This is a genomic window from Spirosoma koreense (assembly GCF_054777875.1).
The window spans coordinates 64,114-82,502 of the sequence record NZ_BAAHAC010000013.1 but is presented as its reverse complement, the minus strand read 5'-3'; the positions used below and the strand labels follow the sequence as shown (position 1 = coordinate 82,502).

The following is an 18,389-nucleotide window of genomic DNA, read 5'->3' as shown; positions in this document are numbered from 1 at the left end:
GTTACAAACTGATGGTAGCGCCCAGCGTAACGGTACGGGGTAATGGGAAGCGTCCGACATCATTGCCGCCTACTTCGGGGAACGTGCCGTTGTACTTGGTAAAATACACCAGGTTGGAGCCCGTCAGGAACACCCGGAGGCCCTGAACTCGTTTGTGGGTCAGCCGTTCCAGCACCTGAGCGGGCGTATCGTAGCTGAGCGTCAGTTCCCGCAGCGCCACGTAGTTTCCTTTCTGCCAGAAGTTGGCCGGAGCCGTGGTGCTGCCGCCTGCGTCGGTGAAGTAGTTGCGGGCGTAGTTGGCCCAGTAGTAACGGGGCAGCGTGCCCGACGGGTTTTCCGGCGACCAGGTATTCGTCACGTCCACCGGCCCGTTCTGCGACCCCTGCACCTGCGACATCCCGCGCAGATACGACTGGTTGAGAATGACAAAGCCCAGTGAATAATCGAACTGGCCGAACAGGGTAAAGCCTTTCCAGCTCAGATTCGACGAAAAGCCTCCCTGAATGCTGGGCGTCGTGCGGCCAACATACACGAAGTCGCGGTAATCGAGCGTGTCGTTCCGGTCAAGATCGCGCCAGCGGGCATCGCCCAGCAGCTTAATCCGTTTGTTGGTATAAGGCAGGTACGAGTTGTACAGGTTGGCGCGGGCATCCAGATCAGCCTGGGTGGTATAAATGCCGTCGTAAACCGGGGCGTAGATCTGATCCAGCCCGATGCGCTGCCCTTCCTGCAATCCACCAACCCATACCAGCTGATTCGTCGTCGGATCGAATACCTGCGAGGCATTCTGCCGGTTCAGGGGCAGGCCATTGTTGGGAAGTTTGATGGCAAAATTTTTGATGCTGTAGAGGTTTGCATTGACCGACCAAGACAAACCACCTTCGCGCTCAGGCCGGATGATCTGCGTGCGGATGTCCAGTTCGATTCCCCGGTTCTGCAACTGCCCCAGGTTGGTAACGTAACTGTTGTAGCCCGTCCATGCCGGAATGTTCAGCGTGGAGATTTTGTCGTAGACATTTCGAATAAAATAATCGGCAATGACGGTAACCCGGTTGCTAAACAGGCCCAGGTCCAGACCTAGGTTGAGCGTGCTGGCCCGCTCCCACCGCAGATTGGTGTTGGTGATTCCGCTGGCGGCAAAACCGGGCTGCCCGTTGTAGATACCGACGTTGGCGTACTGGGGGGTTGTCGCGTAGTCGCCGATGATCGGATTACCGCTGGCGTCGAGCGGGTTGATGCTGCCGTTGACGCCCCAGCTGATGCGGGGCTTAAGTACGGATACGTACTGCTTCAGGGGCGAATTGGCGAAGAACGGCTCGTTGTTCAGATTCCAGCCCGCCGATACGCCCGGAAAGAAGCCGTAACGATTGGTAATCAGCTTCGAGGTCCCGTCGTAGCGCATGTTCATCGTCAGCAGGTATTTATCGGCGTAGCTGTAGTTGATCCGGCCAATTCCGGATGCCAGCCGCTGCCAGCTGCTGAAGGAAGATGTGGGCACGCCCACCGCAGCTGTGGAAGCCGACAGCCAGGGAATAAAGTCGGTAGCGGCTAAATTGGCCGCAGCGCCGTATCGGTACTGGCGGTATTCGTAAAACTCCCCGCCCCCCAGCACCGACACGGTATGCAAGCCAAAATCCTTATCGTACTGCAGAAAACCATTGTAGGTATACTGGCTGCTACGCACGTTGGCGAACGATGCGTTCCGGGTAGCCACCAGTGCCCCGCCCGTACCGTTGATATACGCTTTGGTAAACTGGTCATTCGTGTTGTAGAGGTAGTAACCCGATGCGCTGCCCAGCACTTTCAGGAAAGGCGTCAGCCGATATTCCACATTCAGGCCACCCGAATACCGTTGCTCGAAGGTGTTGTTGATGAACTTATCCTGGAAATAAGCCGGGTTACCCAGCGTGCTGCCATCCACGCCCGGCAGCTGTTCGCCCGAGCCATCGCGCGTCAGCCTGACGGTGGGCGCAATGCCTGTAAAGCGCTGGACAATCCCCCCAGACAAACTTCCACTGGCATCGGCCGTGAGGTAAGACGGGGTACTGGTGGCGCTGTAAGCCGCCAGGTTCAACCCGATGGTCAGGTTTTTGCCGACGTTCAGCCCCCCGTTGAAATTCAGATTGAGCCGTTTCAGACCCGAACCGATAATGATTCCCTGATCGCTCAGGCTACCTACGCCCAGCGAAAAATTGCCCATGTCGTTACCGCCCGATGCGTTGAGATAGTGTTCGTTCAGCACACCCGTCTGCAAAATCAGGTCCTCGAGTTGACGCTGGGTAGTGGATCGGTACAGGATGCTGTCCATCTGCGCCGAATTGAACGGATTCTGGTCCACCAACAGATGATACTGCGAATCGTTCAGCAAACTTCGGTTGGCATTCGTAAGTAGCTGGGTCGAATACTTGCCGTCGGGCGCCGTCCAGCCGGAGTTTAGCCCCCAGCCCCAGGCCCCGGTCAACTGGTTGCGGGTGTTGTTCATTTCGGCCGTGTTGTTGTCGGCCTGGGCCGCAGCATAGCGGCTGGCCAGACCCCGGCGGTTCCATTTAATATAGTCTTCGGCGCTCATATACTGCATCGGGTTTCGCCGGACGTAGTTGGCCGCATGCTTAAAGGTGTAGGTGACCGATGTACGGCCTTTCTTCCCTTTTTTAGTCGTCACCAGAATGACTCCATTGGCCGCCCTGGCCCCATAAATAGCTGTTGAAGCCGCATCTTTCAGGACATCCATTTTCTCGATATCCTGTGCATTGATTCCGTAGAGCGACGGAACGATGACCCCATCTACGACGTATAAAGGCGTCCCTGATCCGCTAAAATCCGTGCCACCCCGTAGTACGATGGTTGGCGTTGCGCCGGGCTGACCGGACGTTTGCTGAACCCGTAAACCCGGTGCAGTACCCTGCAGCGCTGTAGCAGCGTTCGTACGGGGGACCGACTTAAGCACCGTGTTATCGACACTGGCCACCGAGCCGGTCAGCGTCCGTCGGCTTTGCTGGCCGTAGCCCACCACGACAACCTCATCCAGGCTACGGGCACTTTCAGCCAGATCTAGGGTTAGTGTGGTCTGGTCGCCAACCGGTACTTCCTGAGTCGACATACCGATCTGCGAAATAACCAGCACATCTTCCCGTTGCGCAGGGATTGAAAACCGGCCGTCACTGTCGGTCACCGTACCCCGGCTGGTCCCTTTGATCGTGATGTTGACGCCGGGTAATCCTTCCCCGGTGCGCTTGTCCCGAATGGTCCCCGTGAGGGTGGCTGTCTGCGCCCAGCCCGGCAGATACATAAACAGGCCCATAATAAGTATTACATATAGCCTAGTAGATTTTGGATAAGTCGGCATCGCCTACCTGATTTTGGGTGAAACAAGGAATAAATCGATGCTCCAAAATTATTATGTTATACTTAATAATCAAAAATTAAGGAAATTTTTTTATTTATTCTTCTTTTTGCCGAATATTGTCGGACTTAATGTACAAGCATAATTTTTTTAAATCATACATAATATGAATTACGCTGGTATCCAGGCCGAATCAAGATCGCATGAGCTGAATACGCTTGTTGATAAGATCGAAGCCGATTTGCTGGACTTTTTCAATACCAATCAATTGAAAGCGGGGGATGCCATTCCAAAGGAAGTGGAGCTGGCTGCGCAACTGGGCGTCAGCCGAACGGTCATTCGGGAAGCCATGCTGCGACTCCGGACGCGGGGGCTAATCGAGTCCAAGAAGAAACGGGGCACCGTCATCACTAATCCCGACCCACTCGCGCTGCTCGAAAAAAGTATGTACCCCGGCATTTTAAATGACGAGACCCTGCGCGACATTTTCGAGCTGCGGATGGTGCTGGAAATCGGGATGGGCGATCTGCTGTTCGAGCGGATTACCCAGGCTGACATCGATGAGTTGTACGCTATTGTGGCTGAGGAACCGCTCAATACGCAGGAGATGGTGTTCGATGCCGAGCAGGAAATTCGTTTTCACGGAAAACTGTACGACATCACGGGCAACAATACCCTGCGCCGGTTTCAACGGATGCTCCTGCCAATTTTCAAATACGTTCATGAAAGCGGCCTGCTGAAAAAGCCGATCCAGCACAAAAAATTCGTGTCGCACCGGGGCCTGGTCGACGTGCTCCAGCATGGCAACCCCGAAACCTTCCGGAATGCGATGCGCAACCATTTCGAAAACCATTTCCAGCGGTTGTTTTAACGGTTCGTCTATGCGCTGTTTTTTTCTGATTTATCTGAGTCTTGGAGCCTGCATTTCGGCTATATACCGTCTGAGCGATGCTCAACCAACCGTTACGGCCACTTCGCCCGTCGCATCCGGTCTGCCTGAAACAGTCGTTTTTCGAAATGGCGATGGAGGTTATACCTGCTATCGAATTCCAGCCATTGTCAAGGCGCCAACCGGCGAGTTGCTGGCTTTTGCGGAGGGCCGCAAAACCGACTGTGGCGATTTCGGCGATGTGGACATTGTGGTTCGCACCAGTCGCGATAACGGCCAGACCTGGGGGGCTGTGCGTGTGGTGGCCGACTATGGCGTAGCCCAGGCGGGTAATCCGGCTCCGGTAGTCGACCGGACTGACCCACGGTTTCCGGCCGGACGCCTGTTCCTGCTGTACAATACGGGCACGGCATCCGAGAAAGACGTGCGGAACGGGAAAGCGATCCGGGAGGTGTGGTACAAAACCAGCACCGACGGGGGGATAAGCTGGTCCGAACCGGTGAACATTACTACCTCGGTCAATCGACCAAACAAGCCGGACGTCAATCCCCGATATGCTTTCCCGGAGGATTGGCGATCCTATGCCAATACACCCGGACACGCCCTACAAATTCAGAACGGCCGCTACAAAGGTCGGCTGTTCGTAGCAGCAAACCATTCGGAAGGGGCCGTTCAGCCCCAATTCCGGGATTACCGCGCGCACGGCTTCTATTCCGACGATCATGGAAAGACCTGGAAGCTATCGGCCACCGTTACCTACCCCGGCGGCAACGAAAGTACAGCGGCTGAAACCTCGACCGGTAGCCTGCTGATGAACAGCCGAAACCAGTCGGGTGATGTTAAAAGCCGACTGCTGGCCTTCACGACCGACGCGGGTGAAACCTGGGAGCGGGTCGAGGTGGCCAGCGACCTACCTGATCCGGTCTGCCAGGGAAGCATGATTGATTACCGACGGGGCAACAAGCTTGTACTGCTTTTTGTCAATGCCAACAGCCAGACTAAACGCGAAAAACTGACCATACGCTTGAGTCAGGATGATGGGAAGACCTGGTCGGCGGGCCGGGAAATCTACCCTGGTTCAGCTGCGTACTCGGATCTGGTTATTCAGCAGGATGGTCAGATCGGTGTTCTTTACGAGCGGGACAATTATACCACCATCACCTACACGCACTTTTCTTACGATTGGCTGGCCCAGTAACAGCTCTTACCCACTCATGACATCTACGACTTTTTCGCAATACGCAGCCCAATACCGCGATAACCTGTTGAACGACGTACTTCCGTTCTGGCAACGCTTTTCACCCGATCGGCAATATGGGGGCTTCTTTACGTGCCTGGACCGCGAAGGAAACGTGTACGATACTGACAAGTTTATCTGGCTGCAGGCCCGTCAAGTCTGGACGTTTTCGATGTTGCATAACCGGGCGAGTACTCTACCGGCAGAGTGGAGAGCTGACTGGCTCGGCATGGCTGAGCACGGAGCCGATTTTCTACGGAAGTTCGGGCGGGCCAGGAATGGTAACTGGTATTTTTCCCTGACTCGTGACGGTCAGCCACTGGTGCAGCCCTATAACATTTTCTCCGATTGCTTTGCGACCATGGCCTTTGGCCAACTCTCGCTGGCCACCGGCAACGACGAGTATGGGCACATCGCCGAGTCCACGTTCCGGCAAATCCTGGCCCGGCGCGATAATCCCAAAGGAACCTGGAATAAAGCCGTTGCAGGAACCCGACCGCTGAAGAATTTCGCCCTGCCCATGATTCTCTGCAACCTGGCGCTCGAAATCGAGCACCTTCTGGACAGGCCGTTGGTAGAGAAAACCATTGACGAATGTATTCACGAAGTGATGACAGTTTTCTTCGATCCGGCCCTAGGGTTGATTCGGGAGAATGTCACGCCCGAGGGGCGGGTATCCGATTCCTTCGAAGGTCGACTGCTCAATCCGGGCCACGCCATCGAAGCCATGTGGTTTATTATGGATCTGGCGGGCCGCCGTAAGGATCGGACGTTGCTGGAGCGGGCGGTACAAATTACCGTCGACACCCTCAATTATGCCTGGGACAACGATTTTGGCGGCATTCTATATTTCATGGATGCGAACGGCCATCCTCCCCAGCAACTGGAATGGGATCAGAAGCTCTGGTGGGTGCACATCGAAACGCTGATCAGCTTGCTAAAAGGCTATCAGCTCACCGGGAACCAGGCCTGCTGGGAGTGGTTCGAGCGCGTTCATGCGTATACCTGGTCGCATTTCCCCGATCCGGTCCATGGGGAATGGTTTGGTTACCTGAACCGGCAGGGCGAGACGCTACTACCGTTGAAAGGCGGTAAGTGGAAAGGTTGCTTCCACGTTCCCCGGGGACTATATCAGTGCTGGAATGTACTGGAAAAGATATAAGTAGAAAACTGGACAAGCGCATTGCTCCGTGTTTGAAAACCTTACATTTCGCCACTTTTGGTTAGTGTGAATAGGTTAGTATAAATACGCCTAAAGGCAGACTCACGCTAAAATCTGGGTGGTATACTCAGCAAATGCAGCGCATCGTGCATGATAACGCCAAAGGCAGTCATGCGCTTGATTAGCTTACCTTCTATAGGAATGATACACTGCTACATCGGTACAAAGAAGTCGAAGCCCATTCTTATGTCGAAGATCAGGCCCGGAACACAGTCATTGCAAAGTATGACACGATTGGATAGTTGAATTGGTACATTATTCCCAGTAGTCGATTAATTAAGGTTAGTCAGATCTGTAATCCTTACGGTTCAGCTCTTGATATGGTCATCAGTACGTAGACCAATGATAACTACTTGAAGGCAAAACTACATCCGTAACTGGCGGTACTCCTTTGTGTCTGTGTTGAAGATTAGTAGCGGTATGCTTAAACTAAACCAGCTAATTAGGTCTTACGCCACTGCACTTGATACCATACTGAGTACGTATGCGAATAATCCTTACGTAGAGAAAATCTATATCCCTACTGACATCTGTTACAAAGTTGACGAAGGGTATCTTTAGATCGTGGTATTTGTATAAAAACATGTATAAAAAGGGTAGTGACATCGTATGTCACTACCCTTTTTATATCTGGATAAATTGGACTATTCTGAGGGTTGTTGTATAAGAAATGTGGCTGTTGCAAAAGTCCAGACTGACGGATATCTTAGTCCTTATGCGTCTGTTTCAGCGCTCAAAAGTATCATAGTTGTTGGCTAAAATTCGTCACTATCAACCACCGATCTACTTTTGCAACAGCCACGAATCTTATGTTAAGAAACTTTTCCAAGAATTGACCCTTTTGTCACAGAGTAAAAAAAGCCATTCTACCCCTCACTTATGTCGCCATAAACGAAGCCCAGAACTCCAGGTAAGTAAGGTTGAGATCACGGCATAAGTACCTACTAAAAAACTTAGATTTTGAACACTTCGTTGTGGTGAGCTCGCTAGAACGAACAACGTAACAGAGCCTAGTACGACTAATCGGCCTATCAGGCTATGCTGCACCAGCCAATTCGCTCTGGCTGGCCTGGTCCAGCAAAGAAACCCTTGCAGCAGTAGCCCACCTATGATTACCCCAGCTTCAAGCCAACCCATGAAGTGATTACGGATGGCTGCCAGCGCAACAGCCAGCGTCAAGGCATTCAAGCTGATGTTGGTCAAGAAAGCAAAGGAGTATTTCATCAATGCTCGGATTTGACTCTGTAAGCCTAAGAAGTGGTTATGTTACTCACCAAGCGGCTAGCAACAATTTGAAAAGTAAGTATTTAGCTATATTGGCTTAACATAATCCAGATTATACAACAGGGAAATGGTGCAAAATATAGATAAGGAGCAACAGCAGTTATACGAATGGATAGATAAGTTGCTCTGGGAGGAGTGGGACCCTATTGGGGTCAATGATATACCTGAGGCCAAGGATGAGTATCAATCCTATACTCCTAGGTTGTTTAACTTAGCGATTGAGGGGGCAACAACTGAGGTTATGGCTAAAGAGCTTTTCCAAATAGAAATGCACACAATGGGCTTATTTGGCAATCGTCAGAGGTGTGAACTGATTGCACAAAAAATTGCAGATCAGGCAAAAAACAGCCTGGGTTAACATAATTGCACTTATATAACTATTAAATCTAACATGATCATCAGCCTTTATACAGTATTAAGTCTCCTTGGTAGTGCTGTTTGGCCAAATCGCTCTGCCATAGAAAATTTTATGCATTTTTTCCTTAACCGAGAGATAACCAATTCCAGAGTTAAGGTCTTCGATAAGACATTCAGTTTGTACTCCCCGCGCTGGAATCATATAAAATCCAAGGTCGAAAAGGAAATAGGCAAGATTGATAAAATGGATACTGTAACTACAAATCAAACTAAGGAGATTATTCCTATTAGTACTAAAGTGAACTATTCAAAAAAGGTTGACCAACATACTATTCTATTAATGAAGCCTGTTTTCAATCCAAAGGATTCTACTGTCATAGCTGGAATACTTTCTCAAGGCTCTACCGTCGTTGTTTTATACAAATTCAGCAAAGGGAAGTGGTATACTGTGAAGTCTTTATACTCAGAGTTAGGTAGCTAGAAGACGCGTAACTTATTAGATAATACCTAGAATGCTAAATTTTTGCTTTATACACAACTTCTGACTTTAATCTCTTAACATATTCCAGATTATACAACAGATTTTTTAGAGAATCTGCATACTTTAATCATCACTACAAGGCTGGTTGAGTACATTACTTCCATCATGATAGAGCTAAAGAAATATCCTATTCCACATATAGGCTGGACTAATAGCCTAACGATTACGCTATTAGTGGTTGCAAGTAGTTACTTCTTCTTATTGCCGCCTTCCTACTTAAGTCCAGAGTATATCAAACTTTACAATCAGTGTAGTACATGCCAGGAAGCACAAAAGCTTGCTGTACGTAATTTCGCCCGCCACAATTACCAGATCTTTAAGTGGGGCTTACCAGATCAGGACTCTCCTTCAATTGGAATCGCTGATGACTTAAAGGACGAGTTCGGTATTGTGACTCTTCATGGTGGGTGTGTATCTCCGCCCAGCTTGGTTTGTTATGACCGTAAGATGCGGCAATTATTAGTAGGCCGATATGGGTCAATATTCAGGTAGGTTAACATAACGGCACTTATGCAACACCCCTCAAAATAGTTTAATTTACTTAGGTTGTAAAACAGGGTGGTGACATCGTATGTCACCACCCTGTTTTTTCATCATAGATGACCTATCGTTCTACTCACCAGGTTAGCTCTATTGGGCTTACTTAAGGGTGACATCGGTGATTTTTACGCGAAAGTAGCCATCCCTAAACCGGGCCGTTTCCGGCATGCCATTCTGCAGACGATTATAAACGCCTTTATCCTCACTCAACGACAGGGAGAACCGGCCTTCTACCATACCCATAACTCGGTCAACCTTGGTTACCTTTACCCAACCCGGCTTGAGACCCTGGTAGACATAACGTTTGGTCAGTCCGCCAGCGTTGCCCACATAGGATAGGTGCGTGGACTCTTGCGGCTGGCCCCTTTGATTTAGTCTAGCCATCGACGTTCGCCCTTTTTTCAAGGGGATGTTATAAATCATTAGGATCTGGGTTCGGGTACACTCAGGATCTACGCACCCATTATTCGTATTGGTATTGGGGCCGCTGCCCATACCCGGATAATCAATATCAGTGTAGACAAGCAGATTAACTTGTCGAATATCGTCTAAGCGCTGATTAGGCGCTTTTAGGCGCAGGAGTTGGCCCGAGCCATACCAAACCGAGTCATTCAGACGGCTGGATACAGTAAATCGGCTGAATGCCGACAGGCGGCTTTGCCGGGCACAGCCGGCAGAGGCCAGCCAAAGCATCATGTAAAAGCCTAAACATCTCATAGCGGTTGTGGCTGTTGCAAAACTCTAATTCTTCTTTTGAAAGCATTAGATCTAGAATCGCCTTCCAGTGGCTGACATTCTCTGTAAAATGGGCAAATACTGTTTATAAGGTCGTACATCACCCACAATTTGAAACTCATTCAGTAAACTGTAACCAGAATAATAGGAAGCTGGAAGTGAGCCTAATGGCTTCTCATTTTCGAACACAAACGCAATGGGCAAAACATAGCCACCAGCGTAGCGGTGACTAAGAGGAGGCAACTTTTTGAAAGCTCTTAAGACCTGCGCTTCGAAATCAAAGCCTGTTTTTTGAGGGTTTAAAATCAAAATATCCTGGATATGACCTTCCTCGGTTACTGAAAAGCGCACATAAATCTTAGCCTGCATGCGTGTCTTTTCTGCATCGGCCGGGTAGATAAGGTGTTTGGTAAGGGTATGGATGAAGACGGGATCAAATCGAATGGTCTTGGTGTCATCTTGGCCAAAAGCCAAGCATTGGGCTAAGACAAGCATGGTAAATAATGTAATCTTCATTGCATCAGCCAACTACTATATTTATATTACAAAAGCAGCCAATTCCTATAACTACTACTAACTTGACAAGGGGTGGAATCAACTGAACTAAAGTAGCAAGGGGTAGCCACAGTATTCCCTGATTTCTGCAACAGTTACAATACTTATACAACTTGACCAGAATAAGTACAATTACCGCTAACGACTTATCTTTACTTTCTCAGTTAACATATACAATCCCTTACCAAAAGGAGGCACCCGGTACCGAGTCCAACCTTTCGGTACGTGCGTAATGATTACCTGACGAATGATCAATAAATAGAATGGAATGGACACCCCTTTGAAGTTGCTCGTCGTGGAGGACGACATGATCATTGCCGCCAACATCGCCCTGCAACTTACTAAACTTGGCTATGAGGTCAGCGGGATTGTTCCTCGGGGCGAAGAAGCCATCCTACACGCTGAAACCAACCGGCCTGACCTGATTCTGCTCGATATCAGTCTTAAAGGCGCACTCGACGGTATCGACACAGCCCATGCGATCCACCAGCAGTGGAACATCCCGATTATTTACGTCACGGCCAATACGGATGAAGAGACTTTTAACCGGGCAAAAAAAACCCACCCTTATGCCTTCATATCCAAGCCGATCCGGGCAATTGAGCTACAACGAGCCATCGAATTGGCCATTAGCCGCCTGGCCAGCGAACACCACGCCACTGTAGGCCCTGCTCCCGACGCACCTTTTGTACTTAGTGACCGGATTTTTGTTCGGAATCGGGAAAAGATCATCAAGATTTTCATCGCCGATATTCTCTACGTGGAAGCCGACCGCAACTACTGCCACCTCTACACGGCGGGCAAAGAATACCTGCTGACAACGACCCTGAAGGTGATGGAAGATAAACTCCCCACCAATTATTTTGTGCGGGTGCACCGGTCCTATCTGGTAAATCTGACGCAGGTCGACGAGGTGGCCGAAGGTTATATCGGGATTAAGGGTAAAACGATTCCTCTAAGCCACAATCTGCGCGAGGCATTGCTGAAACGAATCCAGACTATTTGAGCCTCAAAATCAGTCACTTGATCAACCTTAGCGCTATCTGTTTATTCCCACGGTAAGTAATTCCCGGCCTTCGGACAGTAAACCCGTGTGTTCGTCCTTTAGCACTTGGCTTGAGAGCATGTTGGCGGTAGTTTAGATTCGTTGTTGGCCCTATCATTTTGTCGAATCGATTGGGCCAGCCATTTCTAATCCACCCCAAAGCGTTCTTAACTATGCGGCTCCTTTTTACCAAGGTTCGTTCTCCGAAGATTTTTTGCTTTGTGTGGCTCCTGTCCGCTATGGTGCTACAGGCTCAGACCACGCGTACTAAACCGCAGCTCTTTCGCATCCACGAGGCCCCCGTTATGCCAACGATGGCAGACCAGTACGAACGTGTCTCGCAGGAGCTCGTCAGTCAATGCAGAAAACAGGGCATACACCATGGCTGGCTCACGATTCAGGACAATGACCTTCGGTATTACACCATCGCGCCAATCGAGCACATGGCCGACCTCAACAAAGACTCGCTGGCTCCCTTGCAGGAGAAGATGGGTAAAGAGGCCTTCGCTACTTTAATTGCCGATTTTGACAAGTGCTACCCCAGTTACCACGATTATATGGTGTACCTCCCGCAGTATTCCTACGCACCTGACCAAACCAGTCAGTCGGAGTACGCCTACCGAGGGTACGATTACTTCTATTACGAACCGCAGCATCAGCGTAAAGTAGAGGCTCTGTTCAACCGGTTTAAGGAACTCTATACCAGTAAAGCGGGCAAGATTCCTTACAACGTATATATGAGCCGGTTCGGTACCTGCGAAAATTTTGTACTGGTTGAAGACCTGGCCAAAAGTCAAGCCGACTTTAAAGCGAGAGATGGGGCTAATACGGAAGACTTTCGAACCGGGTTCAAGAACCTCATTGCCGAACTGAAGCCTTTCATCCGGCGCATAGAATCGAGAATTGGCCACTTCCGGCCTGATTTGTCGTATTCAGCAGCGAACTAAATACCCTTTCCTCAATAACCACATGTAGTCAACTCCTGCCGGCAACTATTCTTCCCGGCGGCTTAAACAAAGCCACACTTTATGCAAACGGTAGGTATCCTTGGCGGAGCTGGCTTCATTGGCAGCTACGTCACTCAAAAATTTCTGGCCGAAGGCTACGCCGTGAAGGTGTCGGCTTCTGACCCAGCCAATACCCAAAAGTACGCCCACCTGAGCACCCTCGACAAGGCGGAAAACCTAACTCTGGAAGCCTGCGATGTGCGCGACATGGCTACGCTGGAGTCCTTTATGCAGGGATGCGCCATTGTAGTACACGGCGGCACACCTTTTCAACTGGCAGTAGAAGACCCGCAGCGCGACCTGCTGGACCCAACCATTCAGGGTACGGAAAATTTTCTAACCATAGCCAGTCGAACCGAGGGACTCAAAAGTGCGGTATTTATCGCATCGGTGGCCTCCTGGAACACTTCGTTTCCAATGCCACCACCCGCCCTGGCACCCGGTCAGGTGTTTTCCGAAGCCGATACGCCCTGGTTCAGTGCGGAGGACCATCCCTACGGACAAGCCAAGTTTCTGGCCGATCAGGTTGTGCGAAAGTTTGTCGCAGAAGACCCCACTATTGGGTTCCAAATCACCTCGTTGGCGCCGGTTTCGGTGATGGGACCTCCCCTATCGGCCCGTACCGACTCGACTTCGCAGGAGTTCATGTACCTGTTCAAGAACAAGATTGCCCCCAATCCTTTCGTCGAGATGATGTTCGCTGCGGATATAGTTTTCGCGGTGGTGGATGTGCGCGATGTGGCCGAGGCTGTTTTTCAGGCGGCTACCCGACCGGGGTTGCATGGAAAAAACTACCTCATTTCGAGCGAGAGCTACCGCATCTCCGATTTATCGCTCATGCTGAACCAGCAACCGCCCGTAGCCGAAGCCGCCACCGTGTACAGCAATACGCTGGCCACCAGCGACCTCGGTGTTACGTTTCGTCCAGCGCAGGAAACGCTGCACCAGGTGGTGTAGCAACACTGGCTCATGAATTCCTCCAATCCATGCATATAACCCTACACGCTGTAGCTAAATCTTAAAAACCGAATCAAACTTCAATGAAACCCAATCAACTACCCCTGATACTGGCTGCTTTTGCCACGCTGCTTGTGTTTACTGTTAGCTGTAATGCGCCCGCCAAAGAAAGTGCCGTAACGGTCGATAATGCCACGCTTAAAAAAGAAATCGAAGCCGCCAATATTGAGTTCGCGGGCTACATCGCCAAAGGCGACTCCGTGGGCATGGCCAATTTTTATACTGAAGATGCGAAACTGATGTTTTCAAACGCACCGGCTATTGTGGGCCGCAAAAACATCCAGACTGTTATACACAACGTCCTTGGTTATGGAATCGCCAGAGCTGAGTTCAAGGCCATCGACGTGTGGGGAACCGGCGATTTTGTTTCGGAGGAGGGCCAGTCAAGCTTATTCGATAAAGCCGGTACGCAGGTGATCAAGGACAAGTACATCGTCCTCTGGAAAAAAGAAGCCGGTAAATGGAAACCCTTCCGCGACATATCCAACTCCGATTTACCCCTGCCTATGGCTAAGTAAGTCAATGAATTTAATCAACCCTGTTTGACAACTCCTTTTTAACCTCACAAACCCAAATGAAAACCAATCAATTACTTCAGATGCTGGCCGTTGTTATGGCCATGTTCCTGTTTGCCGCCGGTTGCAACACCCCCGCCAAAGAAACGGCTACCCAAACGACTAACGCGTCGGTCCAGGCATCTCAACCAGTCCAGGTAGATGAAAAGGAAATTGACACCCTCACGAAAGAATTTTTTAAAAACGTTGAGAAACTGGATATCGAGACATGCATGTCGTTCTTCGAGGATTCACCGGATTTTTTGTCAATTAATCCAGATGGCACCGTTGGGGACTACGGCTCACTAAAAAAACTGAATGCGGATGGATTCAGCCAGATGGCTTCGTTCAAACTTACGCCCAAAAAGGAAGCCATCCGGATACTATCCGACTCACAGGTTCTCTACGCTTTCAACCACAGTCAGGACGCTACGCTCAAAAACGGCCAGAAATTACACTACGAAAACGTGTCCGGAACGATGCTCTTCACCAAAATCAATGGCGCGTGGAAAGCGACGTTTTACCAGGAGTCTGCATCGCCACCGGTAGCCGTCAAGTAGCAAATACAGAGCGCTTATAAAACCTATCTCCTCGTAGCCTTTTCTCTATTCGATAGACCTATGAAAATAGACCAATTTATTCCTGTTTTTGCCGCCCTGATCCTGTTTACAGTCGGTTGCAATACCGCCCCCCAAAAAGCAGATGAGAAACCAGCGTCTCAATCCGATGCACCGGAGTACTTTCTGTTACGGCCCGAAGTCGAAAAAGCCTATGGCTATACCCACGCCGTTCGGATTGGCAATGAACTGAAAATATCGGGCGCGGTCAGTATGGACGAGAAAGGAAACCTGACGGCGAAAGGCGATCTGGGCCAGCAAATGAAAAATTGCTACGCTGATCTGGACAAAATCCTGAAGCACTATGGCTACAGCTGGGACGACGTTGTGGTAGAGAATATTCTGACCACGAACATGCCCGAATTTGTGAACCAGTCGGCTTACCGAAATACAATCTACAAAAAGCAGTTTCCGACCGGGTCGTGGCTTGGCGTGAAGGAGTTAGCGCTGCCCGGCCAGCTAATTGAGATCGAGTTAGAAGCCTATAAAGTGCGCTAATTCAGTTAAGCAAATTCGATGATGAGCCTCATCGTTTTCGACAGATTCCTGCCTGAGGTTATTCAAACCCTCCAGAACACATAAACGAGTGTTAGCCGCTATATTGAAATGACCTTTCCGCTCCCTCATACATCGGTAATCGAAGGCTCCCTCAACCCAGCGCCTTCATTCATCAAAAGCCGTATCGAGTCCATCGACGTACTGCGGGGCCTGATTATGATCATAATGGCGCTGGATCATACGCGCGATTTCTTCCACGCCCAGGCCTACACCGACGACCCGCTCAATCTCGATACCACCACACCGGTTCTGTACGCCACCCGCTGGATTACCCACTTCTGCGCCCCTACGTTTGCCTTGCTGTCCGGTACGTCCATCTACCTGCAGGGTTTACGAAAATCGCGCAGCGAGTTGAGTCTGTTTCTGCTGAAACGGGGTATATGGCTCATTGTAGCCGAGGTGCTCCTGATTGCACCGGCGGATACGTTTACCCTGTTTAATCCCATCACGCTGGTCGTTTTCTGGTCGCTGGGCATCAGCATGGTGTTCATGGCCGGGCTGACGTGGCTGCCGTTCCGGGCCATACTGAGCATTAGTCTAGCGATCGTTTTAGGCCATAATCTGCTGGATGCGGTGGAACAGGCACCGGGATTTACATCGGGTTTTTGGTGGGCACTGTTTCATGGTGGCGATCACCGTGTGTTTGAATACGCACCCGGTCGGGTCATTGTGGTACTGTACCCGTTTCTTCCGTGGCTGGGGCTAATGATGATGGGCTACTGCCTGGGCCGTCTGTTTGAGCCAACGGTTGCGGCCCAGAAGCGTCAACAGTGGCTGGTTTATCTCGGTGCCGGAGCCATTGGGTTATTTGTGGGGCTGCGTTTGCTGAATGGATACGGCGACCCCTTCCCCTGGAGCGTCCAGAAAAACGGTCTCACAACGCTATTCTCGTTCCTGAAGGTGCATAAATACCCACCATCGCTGCTGTACATGTGCATTACGGTAGGGCCGGGACTGCTGGGACTGGCGTTGCTGGAGAACATACACAATCGCATTACGGCCGTGCTGCGCATCTACGGACGAACGGCCTTTTTTTATTACACGATCCATTTTTATGTCCTGCACACCCTGCGCATGCTTGTCTTTTTTGCCGCTGGCCATTCCATGACGGAGGCCGATAAATCGCTGCAAATCATACCGATGCGGTTTGTGCTACCCGGCGATGGAGGCTACAATCTTGGGGTGGTTTATCTCATTTGGCTAGCTGTTGTCGCGTCGTTGTATCCCCTGTGTCGCTGGTATGATGCCTACAAAACGACCCACAAAGAGCAGTGGTGGCTGAGCTATCTGTAGAAAGTAAAAAACCAAAACCCAGTCAGGAAATGAGCAAAAGTGAAAATGTAAAAACAAGAACGGTTGTCATTCCTGACGACCTGGAAGCCGTTAAAAAATTATGGTTTGACTACTTAGTTTGGGGTAACGACAGAATGCAGGAACTATATGGCGTCCATCCTCATAATCCCAAAGAAGCAGTTGACCAGGATATCCAACAGATTGGCAAGTTTCAACCTCCTTACGGACAGCTAATCCTGGCTATTTACGAAGGTGAAGTATGTGGGCTTGGAAGTCTGAAACGTATCAACTCCGACATCGGTGAAATAAAACGGATGTTTGTTGATCCAGCTACTAGACGAATTGGAGCTGGACGAGCTATCCTTGACCGACTTTTACTTGAAGCAAAAAAAGTCGGTTATAAACAAATTCGGCTTGACAATCCGAAGTTTATGGAAGCCGCTCACGCCTTATATAGACGTTTCGGATTTCGTGACATTGACGCGTATCCGGAAATGGAAATCCCCGCAGAGTTTAAAGACTATTTGTTGTTTATGGAATTGGATTTAACGGACGACGCTACGTAAGTCCGAACTGATAAGGACAGATAAACCCAGCCTATACTGCCGGGGGACCGATCTTAAAACAGTCAAACTAACCAATCAAACCCATGAAACAATTCCTGATTTCCCTGGCTGCTCTTTGGCTGCTGGTTAGCCTCGGCATGTCGGCCTCTGCACAGGCTCAGCAAACGGCAACGACTTCGCTCAAAAGTATTCACCTTTTCGATATGCCAGCGGGTGTAACGGAGGCCCAACTGTCGGCGTTGATTGGCGAGCTGAACACGATCATTAAACGCCTGGGGTACAGTAACGCCGGATATACACTCTACAAAGTAGACGGGAAAGGAGCCGACAAATACCACTACTTCTTTGAGGGCAATTGGCCCAATGCCAACGCGTACCAGAAAATCCACGACGACAAATCGTTTCAGGAAGCAGATAAAAAACTTGGTACGGTGTACGAGAAAATAAAAGCCGTTGAACTCTACCGTCGCTTAGTGAGAGTACCTTAATCGTCTAACCATCAAAAACTTAATGAAAACCAATCCATTTACCCTACTCCTGACCATTGTTGCCCTTACGTCTATCTGCGTTACTGGTTGCAACGCCCCCGCCCAAAAAGCAGAAGCTACCACTGAGCAGGTAGCGGCTAAACCCGATATGGCCGCCATCAAAACGGAAATACAAGCCATTGAAACCGAATGGGCCAGCGCCACAACCGCTAAGGACATCGACAAAGTAATGGCACTCTACACAGACGATGCCATAGAAATGGCCGACGACGAACCCATGTCCGTGGGAAAGGATGCCATCCGGCAGGTGTTGCTCAAAAGTATGAAAGCGCGCAAGGCCGGAACTACGGTTTCCTACGAGACGATGGATGTGTACGGCGATGGCAACGTAGTGACCGAAGTCGGGAAGACAACGGTGAAAGACGCGGCTGGCAACGTAGTGAGCACCGGCAAATACATGGGAATTTTCGAAAAACGCGACGGAAAATTTATCTGCATCCGCGATATCAACAACGAGGATCAGAAGGATAAGTGAAGTAGC

The 18,389-nt window shown here is 50.1% G+C and carries 18 protein-coding genes; 15 read left to right on the top strand and 3 right to left on the bottom strand.

All coding sequences use genetic code 11. The features are described from left to right. Position 1: 1 nt before the first annotated feature. Positions 2–3,301 carry a SusC/RagA family TonB-linked outer membrane protein gene (locus ACYVC2_RS12245; protein ID WP_461102717.1) on the bottom strand — a complete coding sequence of 1,100 codons (3,300 nt, stop codon included), beginning with the start codon at positions 3,299–3,301 and terminating at the stop codon, positions 2–4. A 208-nt stretch (positions 3,302–3,509) separates the two neighbouring features. Between ACYVC2_RS12245 and ACYVC2_RS12240 the strand changes: the two genes are divergently transcribed. From ACYVC2_RS12240 to ACYVC2_RS12220, 5 genes are all read left to right on the top strand, one after another. After that, positions 3,510–4,214 carry a FadR/GntR family transcriptional regulator gene (locus ACYVC2_RS12240; RefSeq protein ID WP_461102716.1) on the top strand — a complete coding sequence of 235 codons (705 nt, stop codon included), beginning with the start codon at positions 3,510–3,512 and terminating at the stop codon, positions 4,212–4,214. A 10-nt stretch (positions 4,215–4,224) separates the two neighbouring features. Then, a complete protein-coding gene (locus ACYVC2_RS12235) occupies positions 4,225–5,430 on the top strand; it encodes a sialidase family protein (RefSeq protein ID WP_461102715.1) in 1,206 nt (401 codons plus the stop codon). Positions 5,431–5,446: 16 nt separating this feature from the next. Continuing rightward, positions 5,447–6,631: a n-acyl-d-glucosamine 2-epimerase gene (locus ACYVC2_RS12230; RefSeq protein WP_461102714.1), complete on the top strand. Its 1,185-nt coding sequence runs from the start codon at positions 5,447–5,449 to the stop codon at positions 6,629–6,631. A 1,411-nt stretch (positions 6,632–8,042) separates the two neighbouring features. Next, positions 8,043–8,333: a hypothetical protein gene (locus ACYVC2_RS12225; RefSeq protein ID WP_461102713.1), complete on the top strand. Its 291-nt coding sequence runs from the start codon at positions 8,043–8,045 to the stop codon at positions 8,331–8,333. A 33-nt stretch (positions 8,334–8,366) separates the two neighbouring features. Beyond that, entirely contained in the window at positions 8,367–8,813 is a 447-nt protein-coding gene (locus ACYVC2_RS12220; RefSeq protein ID WP_461102712.1) for a hypothetical protein, read from the top strand. A 699-nt stretch (positions 8,814–9,512) separates the two neighbouring features. Here the strand turns inward: ACYVC2_RS12220 and ACYVC2_RS12215 are convergent. After that, complete coding sequence (locus tag ACYVC2_RS12215) at positions 9,513–10,109, bottom strand: hypothetical protein (RefSeq protein WP_461102711.1); 597 nt, start codon at positions 10,107–10,109, stop codon at positions 9,513–9,515. Between the two features lie 72 nt (positions 10,110–10,181). Continuing rightward, entirely contained in the window at positions 10,182–10,664 is a 483-nt protein-coding gene (locus ACYVC2_RS12210; RefSeq protein WP_461102710.1) for a TonB family protein, read from the bottom strand. Positions 10,665–10,971: 307 nt separating this feature from the next. Here ACYVC2_RS12210 and ACYVC2_RS12205 point away from each other — a divergent pair, with 307 nt between their 5' ends. The 10 genes from ACYVC2_RS12205 (at position 10,972) to ACYVC2_RS12160 (ending at position 18,383) form a co-directional block, all read left to right on the top strand. After that, complete coding sequence (locus ACYVC2_RS12205; RefSeq protein ID WP_461102709.1) at positions 10,972–11,709, top strand: LytR/AlgR family response regulator transcription factor; 738 nt, start codon at positions 10,972–10,974, stop codon at positions 11,707–11,709. Between the two features lie 212 nt (positions 11,710–11,921). Then, the gene (locus tag ACYVC2_RS12200) at positions 11,922–12,695 is read left to right on the top strand and encodes a hypothetical protein (RefSeq protein ID WP_461102708.1); all 774 of its coding nucleotides are present in this window, start codon (positions 11,922–11,924) and stop codon (positions 12,693–12,695) included. Between the two features lie 81 nt (positions 12,696–12,776). Beyond that, positions 12,777–13,712, top strand: coding sequence for an NAD-dependent epimerase/dehydratase family protein (locus ACYVC2_RS12195; RefSeq protein WP_461102707.1), 936 nt, complete (start codon positions 12,777–12,779; stop codon positions 13,710–13,712). A gap of 83 nt (positions 13,713–13,795) precedes the next feature. Then, on the top strand, positions 13,796–14,290 hold the full coding sequence (locus tag ACYVC2_RS12190; RefSeq protein ID WP_461102706.1) for a YybH family protein: 495 nt from the start codon (positions 13,796–13,798) through the stop codon (positions 14,288–14,290). A gap of 56 nt (positions 14,291–14,346) precedes the next feature. Further along, positions 14,347–14,886, top strand: coding sequence for a YybH family protein (locus ACYVC2_RS12185; RefSeq protein WP_461102705.1), 540 nt, complete (start codon positions 14,347–14,349; stop codon positions 14,884–14,886). Positions 14,887–14,946: 60 nt separating this feature from the next. Next, a complete protein-coding gene (locus tag ACYVC2_RS12180; protein ID WP_461102704.1) occupies positions 14,947–15,441 on the top strand; it encodes a RidA family protein in 495 nt (164 codons plus the stop codon). A gap of 108 nt (positions 15,442–15,549) precedes the next feature. Continuing rightward, positions 15,550–16,794, top strand: coding sequence for a DUF1624 domain-containing protein (locus tag ACYVC2_RS12175; protein WP_461102703.1), 1,245 nt, complete (start codon positions 15,550–15,552; stop codon positions 16,792–16,794). Further along, entirely contained in the window at positions 16,776–17,360 is a 585-nt protein-coding gene (locus tag ACYVC2_RS12170) for a GNAT family N-acetyltransferase (protein ID WP_461102702.1), read from the top strand. Before ACYVC2_RS12175 ends, ACYVC2_RS12170 begins: the two co-directional genes overlap by 19 nt. A gap of 83 nt (positions 17,361–17,443) precedes the next feature. After that, the gene (locus ACYVC2_RS12165) at positions 17,444–17,848 is read left to right on the top strand and encodes a hypothetical protein (RefSeq protein ID WP_461102701.1); all 405 of its coding nucleotides are present in this window, start codon (positions 17,444–17,446) and stop codon (positions 17,846–17,848) included. Positions 17,849–17,870: 22 nt separating this feature from the next. After that, entirely contained in the window at positions 17,871–18,383 is a 513-nt protein-coding gene (locus ACYVC2_RS12160) for a YybH family protein (protein ID WP_461102700.1), read from the top strand. The last annotated feature ends 6 nt before the right edge of the window (positions 18,384–18,389 follow it).